Raw genomic sequence first — 19528 nt, 5'->3', positions numbered from 1 at the left:
CGAAAGTCTATATTTGCACCACGATAAAGGTAAGCCTCTTTAGCTCAGCTGGTAGAGCAACTGACTTGTAATCAGTAGGTCGCTGGTTCGATCCCGGCAAGGGGCTCAGTAAACCACTCAGAAATGGGTGGTTTTTCTTTTTATGGACTCATAGATTTCGAGTGATTTGGGAATTGTGGTCCCGCCGCTAAAGGTTGCTAGGTCGGTCAGACCTAGGAAGGGGACGTTTATGGGAACATTCCTAGGAGCAGACCACTCTGATCGAGACATACGTACAAAGGGCAAAGTAACAGAAGTAGTAGATGGGCTTGAAGAGGCCGAAAACTACTGTGGAAATCCCAGCAACGGGCCTGTTTAATGCTTCGGACTCTCTTTGACTTGTTGTCCCGAAAAGTTTATTTTTCAGCGGAAGTACATATTGAAGATTTTTTGCTAATTTTTTCAAGTTATAACCCTAAACCCCATTACGATGAAATTACTCTTTACAAGCATTGCTTTGCTAGTGACCTTTTTTGGGTCTTCTGATTTACAAGAAAAGGAATTGAACCAAGTCTCTTACTTTGACGGCAAATGGGAAGTTCTGGTCAAAGACACCCCTCAGGGTGATGCGACCATCCCCATGCGGTTTGAGACGGTTGACGACAAAACCATGGGCTATTTTATCGAGGATGCCTCGGGTACGGAAAGCATGATGAGCTCCGTGACTGTGGCCGGGGATGTGCTGAATGCAGCCTTTACCATCTCTGGATATGATGTTACGCTGGACCTGAAAAAGGTGGATGAGGATTTTTCCTCTGGCAGTCTGATGGGCATGTTTACCGCAGAGGCGAAGCGGATAAAGTAAAACGCGTTAGCTGTACGAGGCCAAAAGAACTCCAACACTTCGGCCTTTAGATACGGTTTAAAATAGGAAAGGCAGCCCATAAGGACCGCCTTTCTTGGTTTAATAGGCTGGTGGCTTATTTGAGAGTGAATTCGGGCAAGTGTTTGATTTTTCCTCCTTCCATCGCCGACTCATGGGCCAAAATCCCCACACAGGTAATGTTGGCTGATTCCCTAGCGTCAGGATATGGTGCTCGTTCGGCCGTCAAGGCATTTAGAAATTCATTGACTAGGTGAGGATGGGAGCCGCCATGTCCTGAGCCTTGGATAAAGGAAAGGTGTTGGTTGTCGTCAGAATCATACACGCCTTGGGTTGTAAAGGAGGCGATCTCAGCTGGTAACAGATGGGCATAGTCAGGAATCTTCACGCGTAAAGGCGTCTCGCCTGTGTGGATTACCGAGTCCTCGTGCTCGATCAGTGTCCATTCAAAGGATTTTTTTGAACCATAGACATCAAAGCTTTCGCGGTATTGCCTTGCGGTATTGAAAAGGGATCGGGTCACTTCCGCAGCCAGATCAGAATCCCTCAACTTGATGTGGCAAGTCTCGATGGCAAAAGGCGACCCGTACTTTGGAATTAGGTTTTCGTCTATTCTTCCGGATCCAAAGCAGGCCACATACTCCGCTTGTGCTTTTGGCAATGCCAAGACAGGCCCAACGCAATGGGTCGCGTAATGCATGGGAGGGAGGCCTTCCCAATATCCTGGCCATCCGGCCATTTCCTGCTGATGCGAAGCTCTGAGGAATTGGATTTTGCCTAGTTCGCCTCTTTCATACATTTCCTTGACGAAGAGGAACTCACGGCTGTAGATCACAGTCTCCATCATCATATAGGTCAGGCCGGTCTTTTCGGTGAGTTCTACGATCTGGCGACATTCTTCGACCGTAGTTGCCATAGGGACGGTGCAGGCAACATGTTTGCCCGCTTTTAGGGCTTTGATTGATTGCTCCGCGTGGTTTTGGATAGGGGTATTGATATGTACCGCGTCTATGTTTGGATCTTTTAGAAGATCATCGTAGTCTGTATAGACCTTTTCGATCCCGAATGCTTTCCCGATCTCTTCGGCCTTTTCTTTATTTCTCTGACAAATCGCGTACATATTGGCCAAGGGATGTTTTTGGTAGATGGGAATAAACTCCGCACCAAATCCCAGCCCTATGATGGCGATGTTGATTGGTTTTTTGGTCATGGGTAAATCGTATTTTGGTTTTTTTCAATATCTAGGTGGTAGGCAATCAGCATGTCCGATGGGTTTGCGTTTTAGTTTTATTCAGCGGCCCATTTTCTCAGGAAATCCAGGCCTTCTTTGGCAAAACCGTCCTGAGACGGTACCAGTGGCTTCCAAATGCATACGGCGCCCGCCAGCTCCTTGACCTCCGGAGTAAAACTCTCGATCGACACGTAGCCTTTGTAGTTGACGGCTTCCAATCCGCGCTTCCAAGCCGCCCAGTTCGTTTGGCCGGTGCCAGGGGTACCCCGGTAGTTTTCCGATACCTGCACATGGATCAATCTATCTCCGACTGTCTTTATCGCCTCTTCGATGCTGGGTTCCTCGATATTCATGTGAAAGCCGTCCAGAATAGCTTTGGCTTCGGGCTCGTTGATGTCGTCTAGCAACTGCTTTAGCTCAGCCGCTGTATTGATCAGGTCGGTTTCAAAGCGGTTCAAGGTTTCGATTGCGATCTCCAAGCCGTATTTCCCGGCGGTGTCGCAGACTTTTCGAAGGTTGGTTACGGCTCTTTCCCATTCGATTTTCTTTTGTTCTGGAGACACCAGTCTGGCTTTTCCAACCGCCGAGTACATAGGACCAGCTACAAAGCCAGCGTCGAGCTCCGAGGCGATTTCGAAGCAGGCGTCCAGATAGTCAAAACAGGTCTGATGGTAGGAAGGATCTTCATTGGTCAAGTCTCTACTGGGGCCAAAGGCTCCGCAGATGACGGGCCGAAGCCCGTTATCCGATAGTGCTTTTTTTACCCAGTCGATGTCAATCAGGCTCGGATCTTCTACCGGAATCTCGACTGCGTCATAGCCGTAGCTTTTGATTTTTGGAAAAAGGGACGTCGTCTCTTTGTTGAATGGCGAGGTCCATAGCCAAGTGCTTACCGCAAATTTTACGTCTAGGGCCATGGATTATTCAACTTTCATGATTCCGTTCATAATTCTCCAGTGACCTGGAACTGTACAGATGAATGGATATTCTCCCGGCTCCGTCGGCGCTACAAATACCAGCGATTCTCTTCCTTCTGGATCAACCAACTTGGTGGCAGCGATCACTTGCGGGATCTTCGGTACATAGTTTTGTTCAGCGCCCTTAGGATCTCGTGCAAGCTCGTCGGCAGCGGCACCGATGACTTCCATGGAGCCTTTTTGACCGATGACCAGATTGTGCTGCATGAAATCAGGGTTTTCGAAGTCAATGGTAACTTGGGAACCCGCTTTTACGGTGAAGGTCGTTTTGTTGAACTTCATCTCATGTGGAGTCACGGCAAGTTTGACTACTGTAGAACCGTTGGCAGTGACAGTATTGGAAGACTCTCCAAGGACATCGATTTCAGCTCCCGGATTTTTCAAGGCTAGGGTAGACTTATTGCTTAGTCTGCCTCCAAACCACCAGGCTCCCTCATATTTACCTACGACATTCCTGCTATCGTTTTGGCCCACCCGAACTCTTGTTGGGGAGAGCGGTTCTGTGAATAGCCCTTTGGTTTTTCCCTTATCCACTTCTTCGCCATTGATTTTGAGACTCAGGCTTCCATCTTCCACTAAACTGGCGTCGATGGTAAACTGCTCTTCCGGAAGCGCTTTTTTGGATTTGAGAAGCGTGAGTTTTTCGTCCTGCGCTACCGCGAAATACAAGTCGTTCTGATAAATGTAGAGGCTGTAACCATTGGTGTTGTTTCCGTGGGCTACCAGCACCCCTTCCAATGGATTGTCTCCCTTGGAAACGATCATACGAATAGAAATCTCCTTTCCGGCGACATCTGGTGGGAAAAGGATGCTGTTACGCTGATCCAAAGGATACTGCTCAGCTACCAAGCTCCTGGAAATTCGGTCGGTCAAGGAGAATTCCGCATCCGCAGCAGCCTGAAGGGCATTGGTGTTGTCGAGCTTGGCAAACTCCGTCGGATGCGCCAAAACAGCTGCGAAAATCGACTGGGGCAAATAAGAATCTTTTCCGTTGTCCTCAGCTTTTGCAGCTTCGACCAGCGCCTTAGCCGCATCTTCGGAAAACGGCATATCAGACAGCGCCAAGAAGGCCTCTTTTCGGGTATGCAAATCAGAGTCATTGATGATGTTGGATGACAAGATCGCCTTCAGTGAGGATTCAGTTCTAGGCAATACTCTCAGAGCGTTTTTTCGCACGGCGGCAGAAGGATGGGAAAGTGCCTTTTCGACTACCTGAATAGCCTCCGCATTTTCGCCATTTAGTTCTCCCAATCCCTGTAGGGTCCAAAGCGCGTTGATGGCAGGTCCGTTGATACCAACAGCGTCCACACTTTGATCTCCGATGATCTGATAGAGTCCGGAGAGTACAGATTTGTCTTGTTTTTCTACGATCAAGCGCTGCGCAGTCAATCTCCAGAACAAATTTTCACTTTTCAGCGCCTTCAGGAGTTCATTGCCGTCCGCGTCTCCTAGGTCAAATACTTCTGAGTCCTTGCCCCCTTTGTAGCTGATGCGGTAGATTCGTCCATGTTTGGCATCACGAAGTGGGTTGATGTAAGCGTTCCCTTCTCCGTTTTCAAAGCCACGTGGAGTAGGGTTGTGTTGGATGATAAAGTTATACCAGTCAGCGACCCAAAGCGCGCCATCAGGTCCTACTTCTGCATGCACAGGAGAGAACCACTCGTCCGAACTCGCCAGGATGTTAAATCCATTTTTCTCCTCGAAGCCAGAGCCTTCGCTATTGATGATGGCTTTGTGAAGTACGCGGCCTGTTGGCTCTGCGACAAAGGCTATGCGGTTCCAGTAGCTTTGTGGGAAGCTTCTTGCTGTATAAAAATTATGTCCAGCCGCAGCGGTGTAGCCGCCAAACCAGTCCACCTGGCGTAGGAATGGCGTGAGGTGAGGCATGTCGTAGTGAGAGTCTATGCCATGAACCGTATTGGCAGAGCCTTGAAAGATAGGGCGTCTCAGGTACTTGTTTGGCATGGAGAAATACACGCTGTGCTGCCCGTTGGCAGTGGAAATAAAGGTTTCAAAATCCTCGGTGAATCCAAGTCCCCAGGTATTGTTTGAGGTATTCCCAAGGTATTCCAGATTTTCGCCGCTTGGCTCAAATCGGTAGACGCCTTGGCCGAATGCATGTCTTTGGCCGCTCACTTCCCCGTTGAATCCAGAGTATCCCAATACGCCCCACACTTTGTTGTCAAAACCATACTTCAGGTTGGAAGGCCCAGCATGGGTGTCGCTTTTGCCCCAGCCAGTCATGATCACTTCGCGTACATCAGCCACGTCGTCTCCGTCGGTATCTTTGAGGAACACAAAGTCCGGCGCCATTGAGATCAGCATCCCGCCGTTAACGGCCATGATGGAGGTAGGGATGTTCAGCTTGTCTGCAAATACGGTAACCTTGTCGGCCTTGCCGTCTCCATCCGTATCTTCCAGGATTTTGATCTTGTCGTCACCGCCTTCTTTTCTGATTTCGTTGGGATAGTCGACCGTCTCAATGACAAACAATCTACCTCTTTCGTCCCAAGCCATTGCGATGGGATTAATGATCATCGGTTCGCTGGCAAAAAGCTCCATTTCGAAGCCCACTGGCACCTGTACCAACTTCATACTTTCCTCTGGAGAGAGGGGGAGCTGAAATCGCGGTGCTGGATCACGCTTTTCGTAGTTGGGGATTTCGGCATCCTGAAACTGCGGTACTGGGATTTTGTACTCCGCAAGCAGCTCGTTCACTTTGTCGCCGACAGCCCATAGGATGCCATTTGCGACTAGTTCCTGAAACTCCTCTTGCTTCCAGGTCTCTTCATTATGGCCATAGGCGGTATAGAAAACACGCCCTTTTCCCTCTTCTCTAGTCCAGGTGTATGGCTCCTTTTTGTCGCCCTCGACACGTTCCATCAGGACATGCATATCGGGGTTGACGTGGGAGTGAACGTAGGTTTCATCCCAAGTTTCAAATTCCTCGATGCCTTTCATCGCAGGATGCTCAGCGTCGACGATATCTGCCGTGAATCGACCGGTACCATGGGTGCTAAATTGGCCACCGACGGCATTCACGAACCAGTCTGAGTTTCTGAAGCACCAAGAAGCGCTGTGGATAGGGATCAGCGCTTTGCCACTTTGTACGTAGTCTTTCAACGCCGCTTCTTGACTTGGGCTGATGGAATCGTGGTTTGCATAGATCATCAGACCGTCGTAGTTGTACAGCACCGACTCGTTGAGGTCGTTGGGGTCGGATGTGTAGGTCAGATTGATTCCCTTTTGGAAAAAAGGCGTCTCCAAATAAAGCATCAACTTTTCGGAGTTGTGATGCTCACTGTCATGTCCCAAGACGAGAATTTCTACCCGCCTCGGTTCTGTCATAGAAAGAAATGAGTCTTTTTTGCCGCAGGAAAACAACAATACGAGAACGTAGAGTAGGGGAAGGCTTTTTATCCCCGATTTTTTCAAATTGGTCATACTTTGGGTTAGCGGATTTTTTAGACGTTAATATTCCCTATTTAGTCCAAGAATTTCTTACTGTATTCCCCTAATTTGTGACTGTTTTTTGCCAATTTGTATTTTCAAAAACTTCAAAAAGAGCAAAAATCAGTGAAGACCCCCTTTCAAAAATCAAGGATCCCAGAAGGCAAAGCATTTGAAATCAGAGAGTTGATAGCGCCATTTTTTGATGTTAACTGGCATTTTCACTCCGAGTATCAGCTTTTTGTAGTTTTGAAAGGACGCGGGACGCGCTTTATTGGCGACCACATGCAGAATTTCAAGGAAGGTGACATGGTGCTGACCGGGCCAAACCTGCCACATTTGTGGAAAAACGACAAAGCCTATCACATCCCCGAAAACCGCATGGAGACCCACGGCATCGTGATCTACTTTCCGGACAACTTCCTAAACAACTCTGTTTTCCAGCTGGATGAATTTGAAACCATCGCCGCAATGCTGAAGAAATCGCTACGGGGGATAGAAATCAAGGGAAAAACCAACATCCTCGTCCGGCAATTGATGGTAGACCTCTTGGAAATCAGAGGTGTGAAAAGCATTGTCCAGCTGTTAAAAATACTTCAGGCCATCGCTGAATCGAGCGATTGCAAGCTGATCGCAGACGCAGCCTACATCAATACCAACAAGGAATCCGAAAAAGACCGCATGGGACAGGTCTACGAATATGTGATGCACAACTACCAAAGCAAGGTTAGTCTGGAGGACGCAGCCCAGCTCTCCAATCTTTCCGTTTCGTCTTTCAGTAGGTTTTTCAAGTCCCGCATGAATAAGTCTTTCACAGACTTTGTCACCGAAGTGAGGATCTCCCATGCATGCAAGCTGCTGCACGAGACTGACCTTAATATCAGTGAAATTTCTTATGAATGCGGTTTTTTTACGCTGTCTAACTTCAACAAGCTTTTTAAGGAAAGGATAAAGAAAACTCCAGTCGAATACAGACGGGAGTTCATGAATACGTTCTCGGCTTGATGTACTTGCTTACTGATAACTGCGACCGGCGAATCAGACTTTCAGCTTTTCCATGACCTCATCTATATAAGAAGAGCTCAGGGGTACCTTATGATTGCCGAGATGAAGTTGGTGGCGCTCAGCCTTATTCACCAAGTTTTTGTTGGCCAGGAAAGAGCGATGCGTACGGATAAAATAGGAAGGCAACAGCCTTTCCGTTTCCGATAGCGTCATTCGGCTGATGATCTTTTCCCTCTCCACCTGGAAATTCACATAGTTTCCCTGAGCCTCGCAGTAGTACAGATCCGAAAAGTCCACGCGAACTTGCCCATCCGAAGTCTTCACAAATAGAAATGCGGATTCATTTTTGGGCTGCAGCTCTATCCATTCTTGGGCTTTTTGGCAGGATTTCAGAAAGCGGCTGAGGTTGAAGGGCTTAAGAAGGTAATCCAGGGCATCGAGCTCAAAGCCCTTGACAGCATAGTCGGAATAAGCGGTGGTGAACACGACCAAAGTCTCTTTTGGCACCAGCGCGGCAAGGTCTATCCCGGAGATATCCGGCATGTTGATGTCCAGAAAAACCAGGCCGACGGCATTGGTTTTTAGGTATTCCAGGCCCAGCACCGCATCGGTGAAAGTCGCCTCCAGTTCCAAAAAAGGAACTCTAGAAGCATGCGACTTGATGACTTCCAGAGCAAAAGATTCATCGTCTATGGCAATTGCCTTGATCATCAGGAGTGGATTTGGACAGAAAGATGGACAAAGAAATCGGAATCGTTAGATATGATGCTAAGATTGTGCTGCTCGGGATAGAGTAGTGCGAGACGGCTTTTCACGTTTTCGAGCCCGATTCCTGATTCTTCACGGGATTTTTCTGCTACCGGTTTTTCTGGATGTACGCTATTCACCAAGTCTAGATGTACTGACCCGGAGATGCATCTTAAGTTCAGTCTAATCCAGGATTTTTCCTTGGCGGAAATGCCGTGTTTGAAGGCGTTTTCCACAAAGGGAATCAATAGCATCGGTGCGATGTCACCATGGCAGGCGCCATCTTGGATTTGGATGTCCATCTCTAGATTTGCCTGGGAGCCAAAGCGCAGCATCTGCAGATCGAGGTAGTTTCTCAGGTAGTCAATTTCACGGGAAAGCGGGATGCGGGTAAGTTGGTTTTCGTGGAGCATGAATCGCATCATATCGCCTAGCTTTTGGATGCCGTCGGCAGTCTTGTCCGCATTTTCCAGGAGCGCACTGGCGTAGAGCGTATTGAGCGCATTGAAAAGGAAATGCGGATTGATCTGGGAGCGGAGGAAATCCATGCTGGCATTGCCGTGGTCGACTTGGTTGGTCAGCGTGGATATCCGGCCGACATAGGAGTCGTATTTTTTGAAGATTAGCGTAGCCAGTGGAAAAAGCACCACCTGCAGGAAAGCTACGATAGGTAGGCCTCCGAGAAAGAATATTTCCTCTCCATGATGGGTATCCACAGCTATCAAAAAGAATACAAACAAGATCATTCCCATGAGTCCCCAGTTAAACCAGCGGGAGCGTTTGATCTTGCCGGCGACTTTGTTTCGGTAGATCAGATAGTAGTGATACAGGCCAAGGAAAACCAATCCCGGCACGACCATTCCAAAGACGATCAAGGGCCCTGGATTGGTGATGCTCATGATTTGGATCAGGAAAAGAATAGCGAACAAGTAGATGAACGCCAATCGGACTATATTATAGATCTGAAAATCCCGCAGCTTAGGTGGCGTCAGCGCCTGTGTCAGGATATAGGCTCCGATCAGGTAGCAGGTATAGATACCCACTACTCCGAGGTAAAAGCTGGGAAATGGTGCCCGCACCAAATCTGTCTGGTAGGCCAGAATTGCACAGATAGTCAGCGAAACGATAGCAATCAAAAAGGTAAAGATGATCGGCAGAGCCGGTTTTTGATCCCTTTCATATTTTGGGATCAGGACCATGTGTATCAAATGAAAGGAGACATAAAGTACCAGGGGAATGGCCAAGCGGGATACGTATTGGAATATCCTGAATCCCGAGGTTTCATGGAAGCCGGGGCTGAAACCGAAGAGGTTGAAGAGTATGATTGCCAAGAAGGCGGTGGTGACGATCCACCATTCAATCTGGCGGAAATCGAGGCTTTTGGATTTCATGGGCGAAAGGTAAAGACTATTCATAGCGTATGGTTGTAGTTCGTTCATTTTCCGATTTGGCTAGCGGTTGGGCCTTCTCCTTGGATGCAAACAACAAGATCAGGTTGTACAGCAGCGCGGCCGCAATGATGAGGTAGAATGCCGTACTTCTGTCGTTTCTCCTGTTTGTGCTTGCATCCATGGATAGGACTGGGTAGAGATAAAGAGTTGGTTTAGTTTTCTCGTTGAAAATTTTACCAACATTACCTCAAGCGAGTAGGCAGATCAAAAAAATGTGACGAAACCGGGGATTTGGGGGGTGGATTTGAAGAAAGTGGGCAGTTCGAAGCAGGAAGTCTCAGTTTGGATGAAAGCAGGAGGTAGGAGGTCGGGAAGTAGGGAGGAAAGTCACCCTGAGCACCTGAGCGACGAGAGTCGTTAATTCGAAGAGAGGCATCCGACACCCGACATCGGTCATCCGACATATTAGAAAGGATACTTCTCCAACTCAATTCCCCAAAGCCAGGGAAGAATAAAGTACACCATCAACGTGATGATCACGATAGAGAGGATATTCAGCCAAAGGCCCGCCTTCACCATGTCTTTCATCTGAAGGTAGCCGGAGCCAAACACAACGGCATTGGGAGGCGTCGCTACCGGAAGCATAAAAGCACAACTCGCCGCCAGAGTCGCGCCTACCATCAGCCCAAAGGGATGCAGATCCAGTTTGATCGCCACGGAAGCCAGGATCGGCAGCAGCATGGACGCCGTGGCCACGTTGGAAGTGACTTCGGTGAGGAAGTTGACGGAGGCAATGATGACCAAAAGAAGGATAAAAAAGCTCACGCCTTCCAGCAGGGTAAACTTCTGTCCAATCCACTCTGCCAGTCCCGTGCTTTGAAAGCCTTCTGCCAGTGCCAAGCCACCCCCAAAGAGTATCAGCACTCCCCAGGGAATCTGCTCCGCTGTCTTCCAGTCAAGGATGCGCTTGCCGGCCGTGGACGAGGGGAGGATCAGCAACAGTACCACTCCCGTAAGGACAATGATAGTATCGTCTAGTCCGGGGATGAACTTTGCCAACAAAAAACTCCGCGTAATCCAGCAAAAGCAGACCAGCCCAAAGATGAGTAGCACGGTTTTTTCCTCAAAACTGATTCTTCCTAGAGATTTCAGCTGGGTGCAAATCACCGATTTGGCATCGTCAAGTTGAAAGGATTTGGGTAAATTATTGCCAAAGCTGACTAGATAATACCAGCAGATAATCAGCAAGATAAGCGCAAATGGAAATCCGAAGAGCATCCATTCGTTAAACGCGATCTCGTAGTTGTAGAGCTGCTTGATCACTGCTGAGAGTATCGCGTTCGTGGGCGTGCCGATCAGCGTGGCCATGCCGCCAATGGAGGCGGAGTAGGCGATTCCCAGCATGATGTTTTTGCCGAGCTTGTCAGCAAGGAGTTCGTTCGAAGGACCTAATTGCGCTTTAAACTGGCTGACAACGGCCAAACCAATAGGAAGCATCATCAGTGACGTGGCCGAATTCGAGATCCACATCGATAGAAATCCGGTGGCCATGATAAATCCCAGCACCGTCGTCCGAAGGTCAGTGCCTAATAAGTTTATTATGCTAAGTGCGATCCTTCTGTGGAGATTCCATTTTTCGATGGCGGTGGCCAAGAGAAAGCCGCCCATATAGAGCATCACCGTAGGATGCATGTAGTTGGCGGAGACGTCACCGATCTGGAGAAGACCCAGGATTGGCATCAGGATCAGCGGCAACAAAGCCGTCCCGGCGATGGGCAGTGCTTCGGTGATCCACCAGATCGCCATCCAAGCCGTAAGTGCAAGCATGGATTTGGCTTCGGGATTGAGTCCTGGGGAGTCCAGCAAAAAGATCAGTGCAAGGAAAGTCAAAGGGCCGAGGTACAATCCCAGTCGGGGAAGCCAATTGTTCATCTAAAAGGGGAAGGCTTGGTGGTAAAAAGGATTCGGAAGGGAAGATAGAAAAAGAATCGGAAAGAGAAGGTTTCAAGTTTTATTTAACATAATGTAAATTATAAAACAAATCAATAATTATGATTCAGTTGCTCCCATCTGTCGCGACCGTAGCACCGTACAGTTTCTCGATTGCTTTTTGTGAAATCCTGTTAAGCATTTTTCTATTGGCGATCTTGGGCTTAGCATGATTTTCTTCCAAACCTTTCATGCCGCAAATGCAAACTTTTTTTTTATCAAAAATCCCGCACCAACGGTGTAATCCATGGTCACTTTCTCACGATATTTTTTAACATCTTCGGAAAGATCAGGGCATGAAACGGCAGCACCGAATACCAATATAATCGACCCCAAAGACCAAGAGGTCGAAACGTAGCGGTTTGTTGTAAAACAGTTTTAGTTCCCTCATTTTTGAATTTAAATTCCAGCCAAGCTTCGCCCGGTAACTTCATCTCGGCATACAGAAGCAAGCGCCCAATGGATCGGTCTGCAACCAACACTCTCCAAAAATCAAGGGCATCTCCAGCCCACAATTCGGTATCGCTCCGCCTTCCCCGCCTGATGCCGACCCCGCCCACGAGGATGTCCATCGATCCCCGGACATTCCACATCCAGTTGCCGAAGTACCAGCCGCGGTTGCCGCCTATTGACCAAATGTTTTCGATAACTTCTTCTTTGTCGCGCTCGAACGCGACAGAACGCTGATCTGTAAATACCCCGTGCTCGGGCACTTGCATGTTTTCGTTGAAATAGTTGGTTATGCCATAGAGCGAGATCGAATCCTTCCAGGTAGATACCACATTTTTTTGGCTGATCTTGTCAAAAGCAAGTTGCAAAGCTTCCATATAATCATTCAGCTTGATGGGCACGATTTCCAAGATTCGGTTGTCCCGGCAGACGACTTCGTTTTTCATACTGCTGACTAAACTTCTGGCAAGAGAAAAAGTGGTCGAAGTGACCAGCAGAAGCCACAAAGAAGAGAGTTTCGGTGTCAAAACCGGAACAGTGATGATCACTCGCTTTAGCCCACGCACTTTGGCGAAACCGAGCAACATTTGTTTGTAGGTAAGAATCTCCGTCCCCCCAATGTCAAAGGTTTGGTTGTAGGCTTGCGGCTTCATCATCACGCCACTCAAATATTCGACGACATTCCGTATACCGATTGGCTGGCATCTGGTATTGAGCCATTTTGGCGCCACCATCACCGGAAGCTTTTCGACAAGGTCGCGGATGATTTCAAACGAAGCGCTGCCGGAGCCGATGATGATGGCAGCTCGCAGCACTGTGAGCGGGGCCCTGGCTTTTGCCAGGATATCTTCCACGTTTTTGCGGGAAAGTAAGTGGTCAGAAAGGTTCGCGTCGTTGACAATTCCGCTAAGGTAAATCAGGTGTTTACAGGATGTTGTGTCAAGAAATTGGACAAAATGTTGCGCCGACTTGGCTTCCAGTGCCTGAAAATCCGGATCTGAAGAACTCATCGAATGAACCAGATAGAAAGCGACGTCGACTTCCGAGATCAGGCCCTTTAGCGAATCAGGCTCATTGAGATCCGCTTCTACCACGGAGACATTTTTCAAAAATTCCTCGGAAAAGTCATCCCAGTCAAACCTTCGCTTGTCCCTCAAAAGACAGAAAACCTGATGGCCTGCCTCTATCAGGACCGGAAGCAACCTTCTTCCAATATAGCCAGTAGCGCCAGTGAGTAGGATTTTCATGAATCGGTCCTTTAGACTTTAAGACTGGATATTCCCCCATCTGCATGCAGCACCTGGCCAGTGATCCAGGCGGATTTGTCGGTCAACAGAAACGCTGCCAGATTGGCGATGTCCTCTGAGGTTCCGATTTTTTTCAGTGGATGGCGCTGGGCGTTGGCCTCTTTTTTTTCTTCGCTATTCAGCAAAGTGCCCGCAAGCGGAGTATCGGTGATGGATGGAGCAATACAATTAACCCTGATTTTCGGAGCGAACTCTGCTGCCAAGGTTCTGGTTAAGCCTTCTATTGCCCCTTTGGACGATGCTACCAGAGAGTGAAAATTAAACCCCAACTGAACAGCCACGGTGGAAAAAAGTACAATCGACGAACTTGGGGAATTCTTCAGATTAGGCAGGCAGGCTTGGAGTACCTTTACCGAACCCAGAAACTGCAGCTGGTAGTCGTCTATGAAATCTGACGGTTTGATCCGCAAAAAAGGCTTGAGTTGAATCGCGCCTGGGCAATAGGCAATCCCATCCAATATTTCCGGAACAAAACCCAAATCCAGCGAGTCGCCGAGGACGTCGAGCTGTTGGATTTTTTCAAATCCCTGATGGGTGATCTCAGTCTTGCGGAAAGTGCCAAAGACGCGGTGTCCGTCAGCAATCAAATTTTTGGAAAGGGATAAGCCGATCCCGGAGGATGCGCCAATAATCAAGATGTTTGCCATAGTCCGAAAACCACCCGGCAGCCAATTTGTTCATCCTCCCTTCGCACCGCGCACAGTCGAGGCCTCACGCAGCACTTCAATTTCTTTTTCTAAATGGTCGATCATTTCCATCTTGGCAGCGTAGAGCCTGAGGTCGCCGGACCGCTGGACTTGCATCGCTTCTTCGAGCAGTTTTTTCCGCTTGGCCTCAAGGGACTTCAGGGGATCTTTTTTGAAAAGGGAAAACATGCGGTTTTCTTAAATGAACACAACAGGATGGAAATTGTTATCGTGGCAAGGAGCATTTCCTAAACGGAAGCATCTTCTTTTTCCTGAAGGCGTTTTTGTACTGATTATGTATTTGGAAAGCCCCAGCCCATCCTACCAAATCTTAATCCTCTCCTCAGGAGCCTTGTAGTTCGCGTCGCCGGGCTGAATTCCATACGCAGCGTAAAACGGCTCAAAATTCATCAGCGGACCATTGACGCGCCACATCGCCGGTGAATGGGAGTTGGTGTTGACATAGGTGCGCATGAATTCGTCACGGGTTTTTACCCGCCAGATCCGGGCTATGGAATAGCAAAAGCGCTGATCAGGCGTCAGCCCGTCAGTTTTCATCGTGTCTTGCCCCTGGTCCGTGAGCTTGAAGGCATCGTAGGCGATGTAGATTCCGCCATTGTCCGCCGTGTTTTCGCCTATGGTCATCGCGCCTTTGACATGCACCGAATCCAGCACGGTAAAGCTGTCGTAGCGGTCGATCAGCAGTTGGGTTTTCGTTTTGAATTTCTCGTAATCGGCTTTGGTCCACCAGTTTTTCAAATTACCTTCTTTGTCAAACTGGGCCCCCTGATCGTCAAAGGCATGGGTAAGTTCATGGCCGATGACCATGCCGATTCCGCCGTAGTTGATCGCATCGTCAGCGTTGGGATCGAAATAAGGGTATTGGAGGATTCCGGCCGGGAACACGATTTCGTTGAGTGAAGGATTGTAATAGGCGGTCACCGTGCTTGGCGTAGTCCCCCACTCCGTTTTGTCCGGAGCTTTGCCAAACTTCTCCAGTTGGTATCGGGCATTGTCCTTCTTCAGGGCCAGGACATTTTCAAAATAACTGTCACGACTGATACTGACAGGATATTCCCGCCACTTGTCGGGATAGCCGATTTTCTTGGTGATGGAATACAGCTTTTCTTTGGCTTGAGTCTTCGTGCTGTCGCTCATCCAGTCAAGCTGATTGATTCGTTGTTCAAAAGCCTTTTGGAGGTTGTTCACCAAATCCAAGACTTTTTGCTTCGCATTTTCATCGAAATACCGCTTCACATATAGCTGGCCTAGGTCAAATCCCAGCTGCTGGTCCACCTGTTGGACCATTTGTTGAGCGCGGGTAAATTGCTTTGACTGCCCAGAGATGGCCTTGGTGTACTCGAAGGCAGCTATCTCAAAGGGTGAACTGAGGTAGTTGGCGTAGTCGCTCAACGTATGCGCTCTGAGATAGATCTTCCAGTCTTCCAGCGCCACGCTTCTCAGGAGTACATCCAGTTTTTCGTAGTAGGCTGGCTGGCGGACATCGAGGGAGTCTGCTTGCAAGCCCAGACCTTCAAAAATGCTTTTCCATGCGATGTTTCCGTGTTTTCGATCCAGATCGGCGACGGCCACTTTGTGGTAGTTTTCCTTGACCACCCGGCGCTCGATACGGGTTTTGTGAGACTCCGCCAACTGCTTTTCCAGGTTGTAAACCTTGTTGGCAGCCGCATCAGCCTCAGCCGGGCTTTGACCAGTTAGTTGAAACAAGGTAGAAAGATAGGTGAGATAAGCTTTTTGGATGCCCAAAGTCGAGGAGTCGCTTTTGAAATAATAATCCCGATCCGGCAAGCCCAGCCCAGTTTGGCTCAGGTGTATGATGTTGATAGTGCTGTTCTCATCGTCTGGGGAAATCCTCAATCCGATCAGGGACTCATTGCTGTGCTGGAGCTCCGACACGACATAATCCTCTAGATCCGCCAGGGAAGCAATGGACTCGATTTGGGAAAGTTTGGGTAGGATAGGTTCAAAGCCTTTGGCGTTGATCGAGGCAGTGTCCATGCCGGAGGCGTAGAAGTCTCCCACTTTTTGTTCTATACTTCCTGTTGGGTGTTCAGAAGCGGAGACTTCCGTCAGAATATCTTCTAGAAGCTTCTTTTGAGGAATGTTCAAAAACGAATAAGACCCCACTCCTACTTGGTCGGCGTCGATCTGTGCAGAATTGTACCACTTGCCATTGACGTGCATGAAAAAATTGTCGCCGGGCCGGATGGTGGAGTCAATGCCAGCCAATTCTACAAACTGCCGCTCGGATGTCTCTTCTTCGGGATTTTGTTGGGTGTTGCAAGCCGCCAATAGCAGCAGCCCTGCCAAAAATCTATTTCTCATAAGGTCGGGATGGTTTCAACAGTAAGCTAAGGAAAAATTTGGATGAGCGATATCGGAATTCCGTTGTCGGTGGATCAGGGATTTTGAGATACATTTTATGAGGCTTTTGGGCGTTTTGGCACTCTGCAACCTTAACACCTTCCAACTTTCATCCCCAGTTTTCCAATCACAATGAAATCCTCACCTCGGAATACAAATCGTAAGCAGCGATAAGGGCTTCAGCGCCCTTTGCGTTGGGATAACGATCGTAGGAAGCGATGGCGTCGCGGCTTTCCACAAACACGGGTTGGTAGGTTTCATCGTAGACGTTCCAGACGATGAGGAGGAAATGGTAACCTATCTTGCTGGATCTGCCATTTTCCATCCAAGACTGAAAAACATCTTCACGCAGGGGCTGTGGATAATCCGGGCTTTCAAACATGGGGGAAAGATAGGCAGGGATGGCATTTTTCCCTAGTCAACCACCGGAAAAGCACAATATGGCTCAATAGCCGACTGAAAGATTACTTAAAAGTCTCGTCATAATTATAGACAAATACTATGACAACATAAAAACAATCAATTTGAATTATTAACCCATTCAGGCTTATCTTGGGTAAAGTTTCAAAAATTTCTACCTTAAATAACACATACTAACCATCACAAAACTATGTCAGACATGAAAGATCAAAGTGCGGGAAAATGCCCTTTCGGACACTCCGCGCCGGCAGACGTCGAGCCTAAACAAGCCGCGGGAAGCGGAACCCGAAACCGGGACTGGTGGCCCAATCAGCTAAAGGTCAGCATCCTCCGACAGAATTCCTCCCTATCCGATCCCATGGACAAGGATTTCAATTATGCTGCGGAATTCAAAAGCTTGGACTTGGATGCGGTAAAGGCTGATCTTGAGAAGGTGATGACCGACTCCCAGGATTGGTGGCCTGCAGATTTTGGACATTATGGGGGACTTTTTATCCGAATGGCATGGCACAGCGCGGGTACCTATCGAATCCATGACGGTCGCGGTGGCGCAGGTGCCGGTATGCAGCGTTTTGCCCCCCTCAATAGCTGGCCAGACAACGTAAGCTTGGACAAGGCCCGAAGGTTACTTTGGCCTGTAAAGCAGAAATATGGAAAGAAGCTCTCTTGGGCCGACTTGATGATTTTGGCTGGAAACGTCGCCCTAGAGTCCATGGGCTTCAAGACTTTCGGCTTTGCCGGCGGTCGACAGGATGTGTGGGAACCAGATGAGTCGGTATATTGGGGTTCAGAGGACAAGTGGCTTGGTGCGGATATCCGCTACGGTCGCGGATCAGACGGTGTGGATGAAAAGCACGGAGTGGTGGTATCCGACGACGACCCATCTGGTGATATGCACGGACGAAATCTCGAAGAGCCGCTCGCTGCCTCCCACATGGGCTTAATCTATGTAAACCCAGAGGGGCCTGACGGCAAACCGGATCCAGTTGCAGCTGCGAAAGATATCCGGGATACCTTCGGTAGGATGGCAATGAACGACGAAGAAACAGTAGCGTTGATTGCCGGAGGACACACTTTTGGGAAAACCCACGGTGCAGCACCCTCGGACTATGTAGCCGCTGAGCCTGAGGGGGCGCCTTTGGAAGCCCAAGGTTTTGGATGGACCAACAGCTACGGGTCTGGAGTTGGCAAAGACGCCATCACTTCTGGCTTGGAAGTGACATGGACTACTACCCCTACCCGCTGGAGCAACAATTTTTTTGAAAACCTCTTCGCTTACGATTGGGAGCTCACCAAGAGCCCTGGGGGAGCCCATCAGTGGGTGGCAAAAAATGCGGAAGCCATAATTCCGGATGCATTTGATGGCAGCAAAAAGCACCTTCCAACTATGCTCACCACGGATTTGTCCTTGAAGCTCGATCCGGGTTTTGAGAAAATCTCCCGACGGTTTTACGAAAATCCAGACGAATTTGCTGATGCTTTTGCCAGGGCATGGTTTAAGCTCACTCACCGGGATATGGGACCAAAATCCAGATATCTCGGCCCTGAGGTTCCTGCTGAGGATCTGATCTGGCAGGATCCTATCCCTACGGTGACCTACCCGTTGATCGAGCAAGAACAAATCGACAGCCTGAAGACGAAAATCCTTGCTTCGGGACTGAGCATTTCCGAACTCGTGAGCACAGCGTGGGCATCGGCGTCTACTTTCAGAGGTTCTGACAAGCGCGGTGGCGCAAATGGCGCACGCATCCGATTAGCTCCCCAAAAAGACTGGGAGGTAAACAACCCCTCCCAATTGGCAAAAGTGCTTGACGTTCTGGAAAGAATACAAAACGACTTCAATTCAAATGAAGCTAGTGCCAAACGGGTCTCCCTTGCTGATTTGATTGTTTTGGCCGGTTGTGCGGCGGTGGAGCAAGCTGCCAAAAATGCGGGTTTTGACGTTGAGGTGCCCTTTACTCCGGGCCGCGCAGACGCTACGATGGAGCAAACCGACGTGGAGTCATTCGCTGTCCTAGAGCCTTTGGCGGATGGGTTTAGAAACTACACTAAATATCACTTCCGAGTTTCTCCCGAGGAAATGCTCATAGACAAAGCCCAGCTGCTGACGCTGACCGCGCCTGAGCTTACTGTTCTAGTTGGAGGGATGCGGGTGCTGGATACCAACTATGACCACTCCAAGCACGGTGTATTCACCGATCGGCCAGGCAAACTCACCAATGACTTCTTTGTCAACCTCCTGGATATGGGAACGGCTTGGGCCAAATCTCCCGAGAATCCCGCAATCTATCTGGGAACCGACAGAAAGACCGGCGATCCTAAGTGGACTGGAACCCGCGTGGACCTTGTCTTTGGCTCTAACTCGGAGCTTCGGGCTGTTGCAGAAGTCTATGGATGCTCCGATTCCAAAGAAAAGTTCGTCAACGATTTCGTTTCGGCTTGGGCCAAGGTGATGAACTTGGACCGTTTTGATCTGCTATGACCAGTCATTGCTTGAACAACAAAGAAAGGCAGTCTTCGGGCTGCCTTTCGTTTTTTTTTAAATACGGACCAATTCTCCGGAAAATTAGCCTTTTACATGACTACTGGCCATAGATATGATTGTTTTCCAGTAGATTATGGAGAATA

General features: G+C 48.9%; 15 protein-coding genes and 1 tRNA gene. 4 read left to right on the top strand and 12 right to left on the bottom strand.

Annotated elements, in window-relative coordinates; translation table 11 throughout:
* Positions 1-33: 33 nt before the first annotated feature.
* Positions 34-106, top strand: a tRNA-Thr gene (locus tag J0A67_RS07785).
* A 363-nt stretch (positions 107-469) separates the two neighbouring features.
* Positions 470-844, top strand: coding sequence for a hypothetical protein (locus J0A67_RS07780; RefSeq protein WP_206568753.1), 375 nt, complete (start codon positions 470-472; stop codon positions 842-844).
* Between the two features lie 115 nt (positions 845-959).
* On the opposite strand, the gene J0A67_RS07775 is transcribed toward J0A67_RS07780, so the two are convergent.
* The 3 genes from J0A67_RS07775 to J0A67_RS07765 all read right to left on the bottom strand — a co-directional run bounded on the left by J0A67_RS07775 (position 960) and on the right by J0A67_RS07765 (position 6514).
* Positions 960-2072, bottom strand: coding sequence for a Gfo/Idh/MocA family protein (locus tag J0A67_RS07775; protein ID WP_206568752.1), 1113 nt, complete (start codon positions 2070-2072; stop codon positions 960-962).
* A 77-nt stretch (positions 2073-2149) separates the two neighbouring features.
* Positions 2150-3010 (bottom strand): sugar phosphate isomerase/epimerase family protein, encoded by an 861-nt coding sequence (locus J0A67_RS07770; RefSeq protein WP_206568751.1) that lies wholly within the window; start codon positions 3008-3010, stop codon positions 2150-2152.
* 3 nt (positions 3011-3013) lie between these two features.
* A complete protein-coding gene (locus J0A67_RS07765; protein ID WP_206568750.1) occupies positions 3014-6514 on the bottom strand; it encodes a PVC-type heme-binding CxxCH protein in 3501 nt (1166 codons plus the stop codon).
* Positions 6515-6646: 132 nt separating this feature from the next.
* On the opposite strand from J0A67_RS07765, the gene J0A67_RS07760 reads away from it, so the two are divergent.
* Entirely contained in the window at positions 6647-7525 is an 879-nt protein-coding gene (locus J0A67_RS07760; protein WP_206568749.1) for an AraC family transcriptional regulator, read from the top strand.
* Positions 7526-7558: 33 nt separating this feature from the next.
* On the opposite strand, the gene J0A67_RS07755 is transcribed toward J0A67_RS07760, so the two are convergent.
* The 9 genes from J0A67_RS07755 to J0A67_RS07715 all read right to left on the bottom strand — a co-directional run bounded on the left by J0A67_RS07755 (position 7559) and on the right by J0A67_RS07715 (position 16862).
* A complete protein-coding gene (locus J0A67_RS07755) occupies positions 7559-8236 on the bottom strand; it encodes a LytR/AlgR family response regulator transcription factor (RefSeq protein ID WP_206568748.1) in 678 nt (225 codons plus the stop codon).
* Positions 8236-9687, bottom strand: coding sequence for a sensor histidine kinase (locus tag J0A67_RS07750; RefSeq protein ID WP_241265113.1), 1452 nt, complete (start codon positions 9685-9687; stop codon positions 8236-8238). Before J0A67_RS07750 ends, J0A67_RS07755 begins: the two co-directional genes overlap by 1 nt.
* On the bottom strand, positions 9680-9844 hold the full coding sequence (locus tag J0A67_RS07745; protein WP_206568747.1) for a hypothetical protein: 165 nt from the start codon (positions 9842-9844) through the stop codon (positions 9680-9682). Before J0A67_RS07745 ends, J0A67_RS07750 begins: the two co-directional genes overlap by 8 nt.
* Before the next feature lie 284 nt (positions 9845-10128).
* Positions 10129-11595, bottom strand: a complete 1467-nt coding sequence (locus J0A67_RS07740; protein ID WP_206568746.1) for an SLC13 family permease — start codon at positions 11593-11595, stop codon at positions 10129-10131.
* Between the two features lie 308 nt (positions 11596-11903).
* Complete coding sequence (locus J0A67_RS07735; RefSeq protein ID WP_206568745.1) at positions 11904-13349, bottom strand: SDR family oxidoreductase; 1446 nt, start codon at positions 13347-13349, stop codon at positions 11904-11906.
* A gap of 11 nt (positions 13350-13360) precedes the next feature.
* Positions 13361-14056, bottom strand: coding sequence for an SDR family NAD(P)-dependent oxidoreductase (locus J0A67_RS07730; RefSeq protein WP_206568744.1), 696 nt, complete (start codon positions 14054-14056; stop codon positions 13361-13363).
* 30 nt (positions 14057-14086) lie between these two features.
* A complete protein-coding gene (locus tag J0A67_RS07725; RefSeq protein WP_206568743.1) occupies positions 14087-14284 on the bottom strand; it encodes a DUF6435 family protein in 198 nt (65 codons plus the stop codon).
* A gap of 132 nt (positions 14285-14416) precedes the next feature.
* Positions 14417-16441 carry a M13 family metallopeptidase gene (locus J0A67_RS07720; protein ID WP_206568742.1) on the bottom strand — a complete coding sequence of 675 codons (2025 nt, stop codon included), beginning with the start codon at positions 16439-16441 and terminating at the stop codon, positions 14417-14419.
* A gap of 166 nt (positions 16442-16607) precedes the next feature.
* A complete protein-coding gene (locus J0A67_RS07715) occupies positions 16608-16862 on the bottom strand; it encodes a hypothetical protein (protein WP_206568741.1) in 255 nt (84 codons plus the stop codon).
* 237 nt (positions 16863-17099) lie between these two features.
* Between J0A67_RS07715 and katG the strand changes: the two genes are divergently transcribed.
* Positions 17100-19382 carry a catalase/peroxidase HPI gene (katG, locus tag J0A67_RS07710; protein WP_206568740.1) on the top strand — a complete coding sequence of 761 codons (2283 nt, stop codon included), beginning with the start codon at positions 17100-17102 and terminating at the stop codon, positions 19380-19382.
* Positions 19383-19528 lie beyond the last annotated feature (146 nt).

The organism is Algoriphagus aestuariicola, assembly GCF_017254835.1.
Lineage (GTDB): Bacteria > Bacteroidota > Bacteroidia > Cytophagales > Cyclobacteriaceae > Algoriphagus > Algoriphagus aestuariicola.
Note: the sequence above shows the minus strand (reverse complement) of the source record. Positions and strands in the feature narration are given on the sequence as shown.

Coding starts and splice junctions, on each gene's coding strand:
- J0A67_RS07745 (WP_206568747.1), bottom strand. CDS start 9,844: ATGGATGCAAGCACAAACAGGAGAAACGACAGAAGTACGGCATTCTAC.
- J0A67_RS07740 (WP_206568746.1), bottom strand. CDS start 11,595: ATGAACAATTGGCTTCCCCGACTGGGATTGTACCTCGGCCCTTTGACT.
- J0A67_RS07715 (WP_206568741.1), bottom strand. CDS start 16,862: ATGTTTGAAAGCCCGGATTATCCACAGCCCCTGCGTGAAGATGTTTTT.
- J0A67_RS07765 (WP_206568750.1), bottom strand. CDS start 6,514: ATGACCAATTTGAAAAAATCGGGGATAAAAAGCCTTCCCCTACTCTAC.
- J0A67_RS07775 (WP_206568752.1), bottom strand. CDS start 2,072: ATGACCAAAAAACCAATCAACATCGCCATCATAGGGCTGGGATTTGGT.
- J0A67_RS07720 (WP_206568742.1), bottom strand. CDS start 16,441: ATGAGAAATAGATTTTTGGCAGGGCTGCTGCTATTGGCGGCTTGCAAC.
- katG (WP_206568740.1), top strand. CDS start 17,100: ATGAAAGATCAAAGTGCGGGAAAATGCCCTTTCGGACACTCCGCGCCG.
- J0A67_RS07770 (WP_206568751.1), bottom strand. CDS start 3,010: ATGGCCCTAGACGTAAAATTTGCGGTAAGCACTTGGCTATGGACCTCG.
- J0A67_RS07755 (WP_206568748.1), bottom strand. CDS start 8,236: ATGATCAAGGCAATTGCCATAGACGATGAATCTTTTGCTCTGGAAGTC.
- J0A67_RS07735 (WP_206568745.1), bottom strand. CDS start 13,349: ATGAAAATCCTACTCACTGGCGCTACTGGCTATATTGGAAGAAGGTTG.
- J0A67_RS07730 (WP_206568744.1), bottom strand. CDS start 14,056: ATGGCAAACATCTTGATTATTGGCGCATCCTCCGGGATCGGCTTATCC.
- J0A67_RS07780 (WP_206568753.1), top strand. CDS start 470: ATGAAATTACTCTTTACAAGCATTGCTTTGCTAGTGACCTTTTTTGGG.
- J0A67_RS07725 (WP_206568743.1), bottom strand. CDS start 14,284: ATGTTTTCCCTTTTCAAAAAAGATCCCCTGAAGTCCCTTGAGGCCAAG.
- J0A67_RS07750 (WP_241265113.1), bottom strand. CDS start 9,687: ATGAATAGTCTTTACCTTTCGCCCATGAAATCCAAAAGCCTCGATTTC.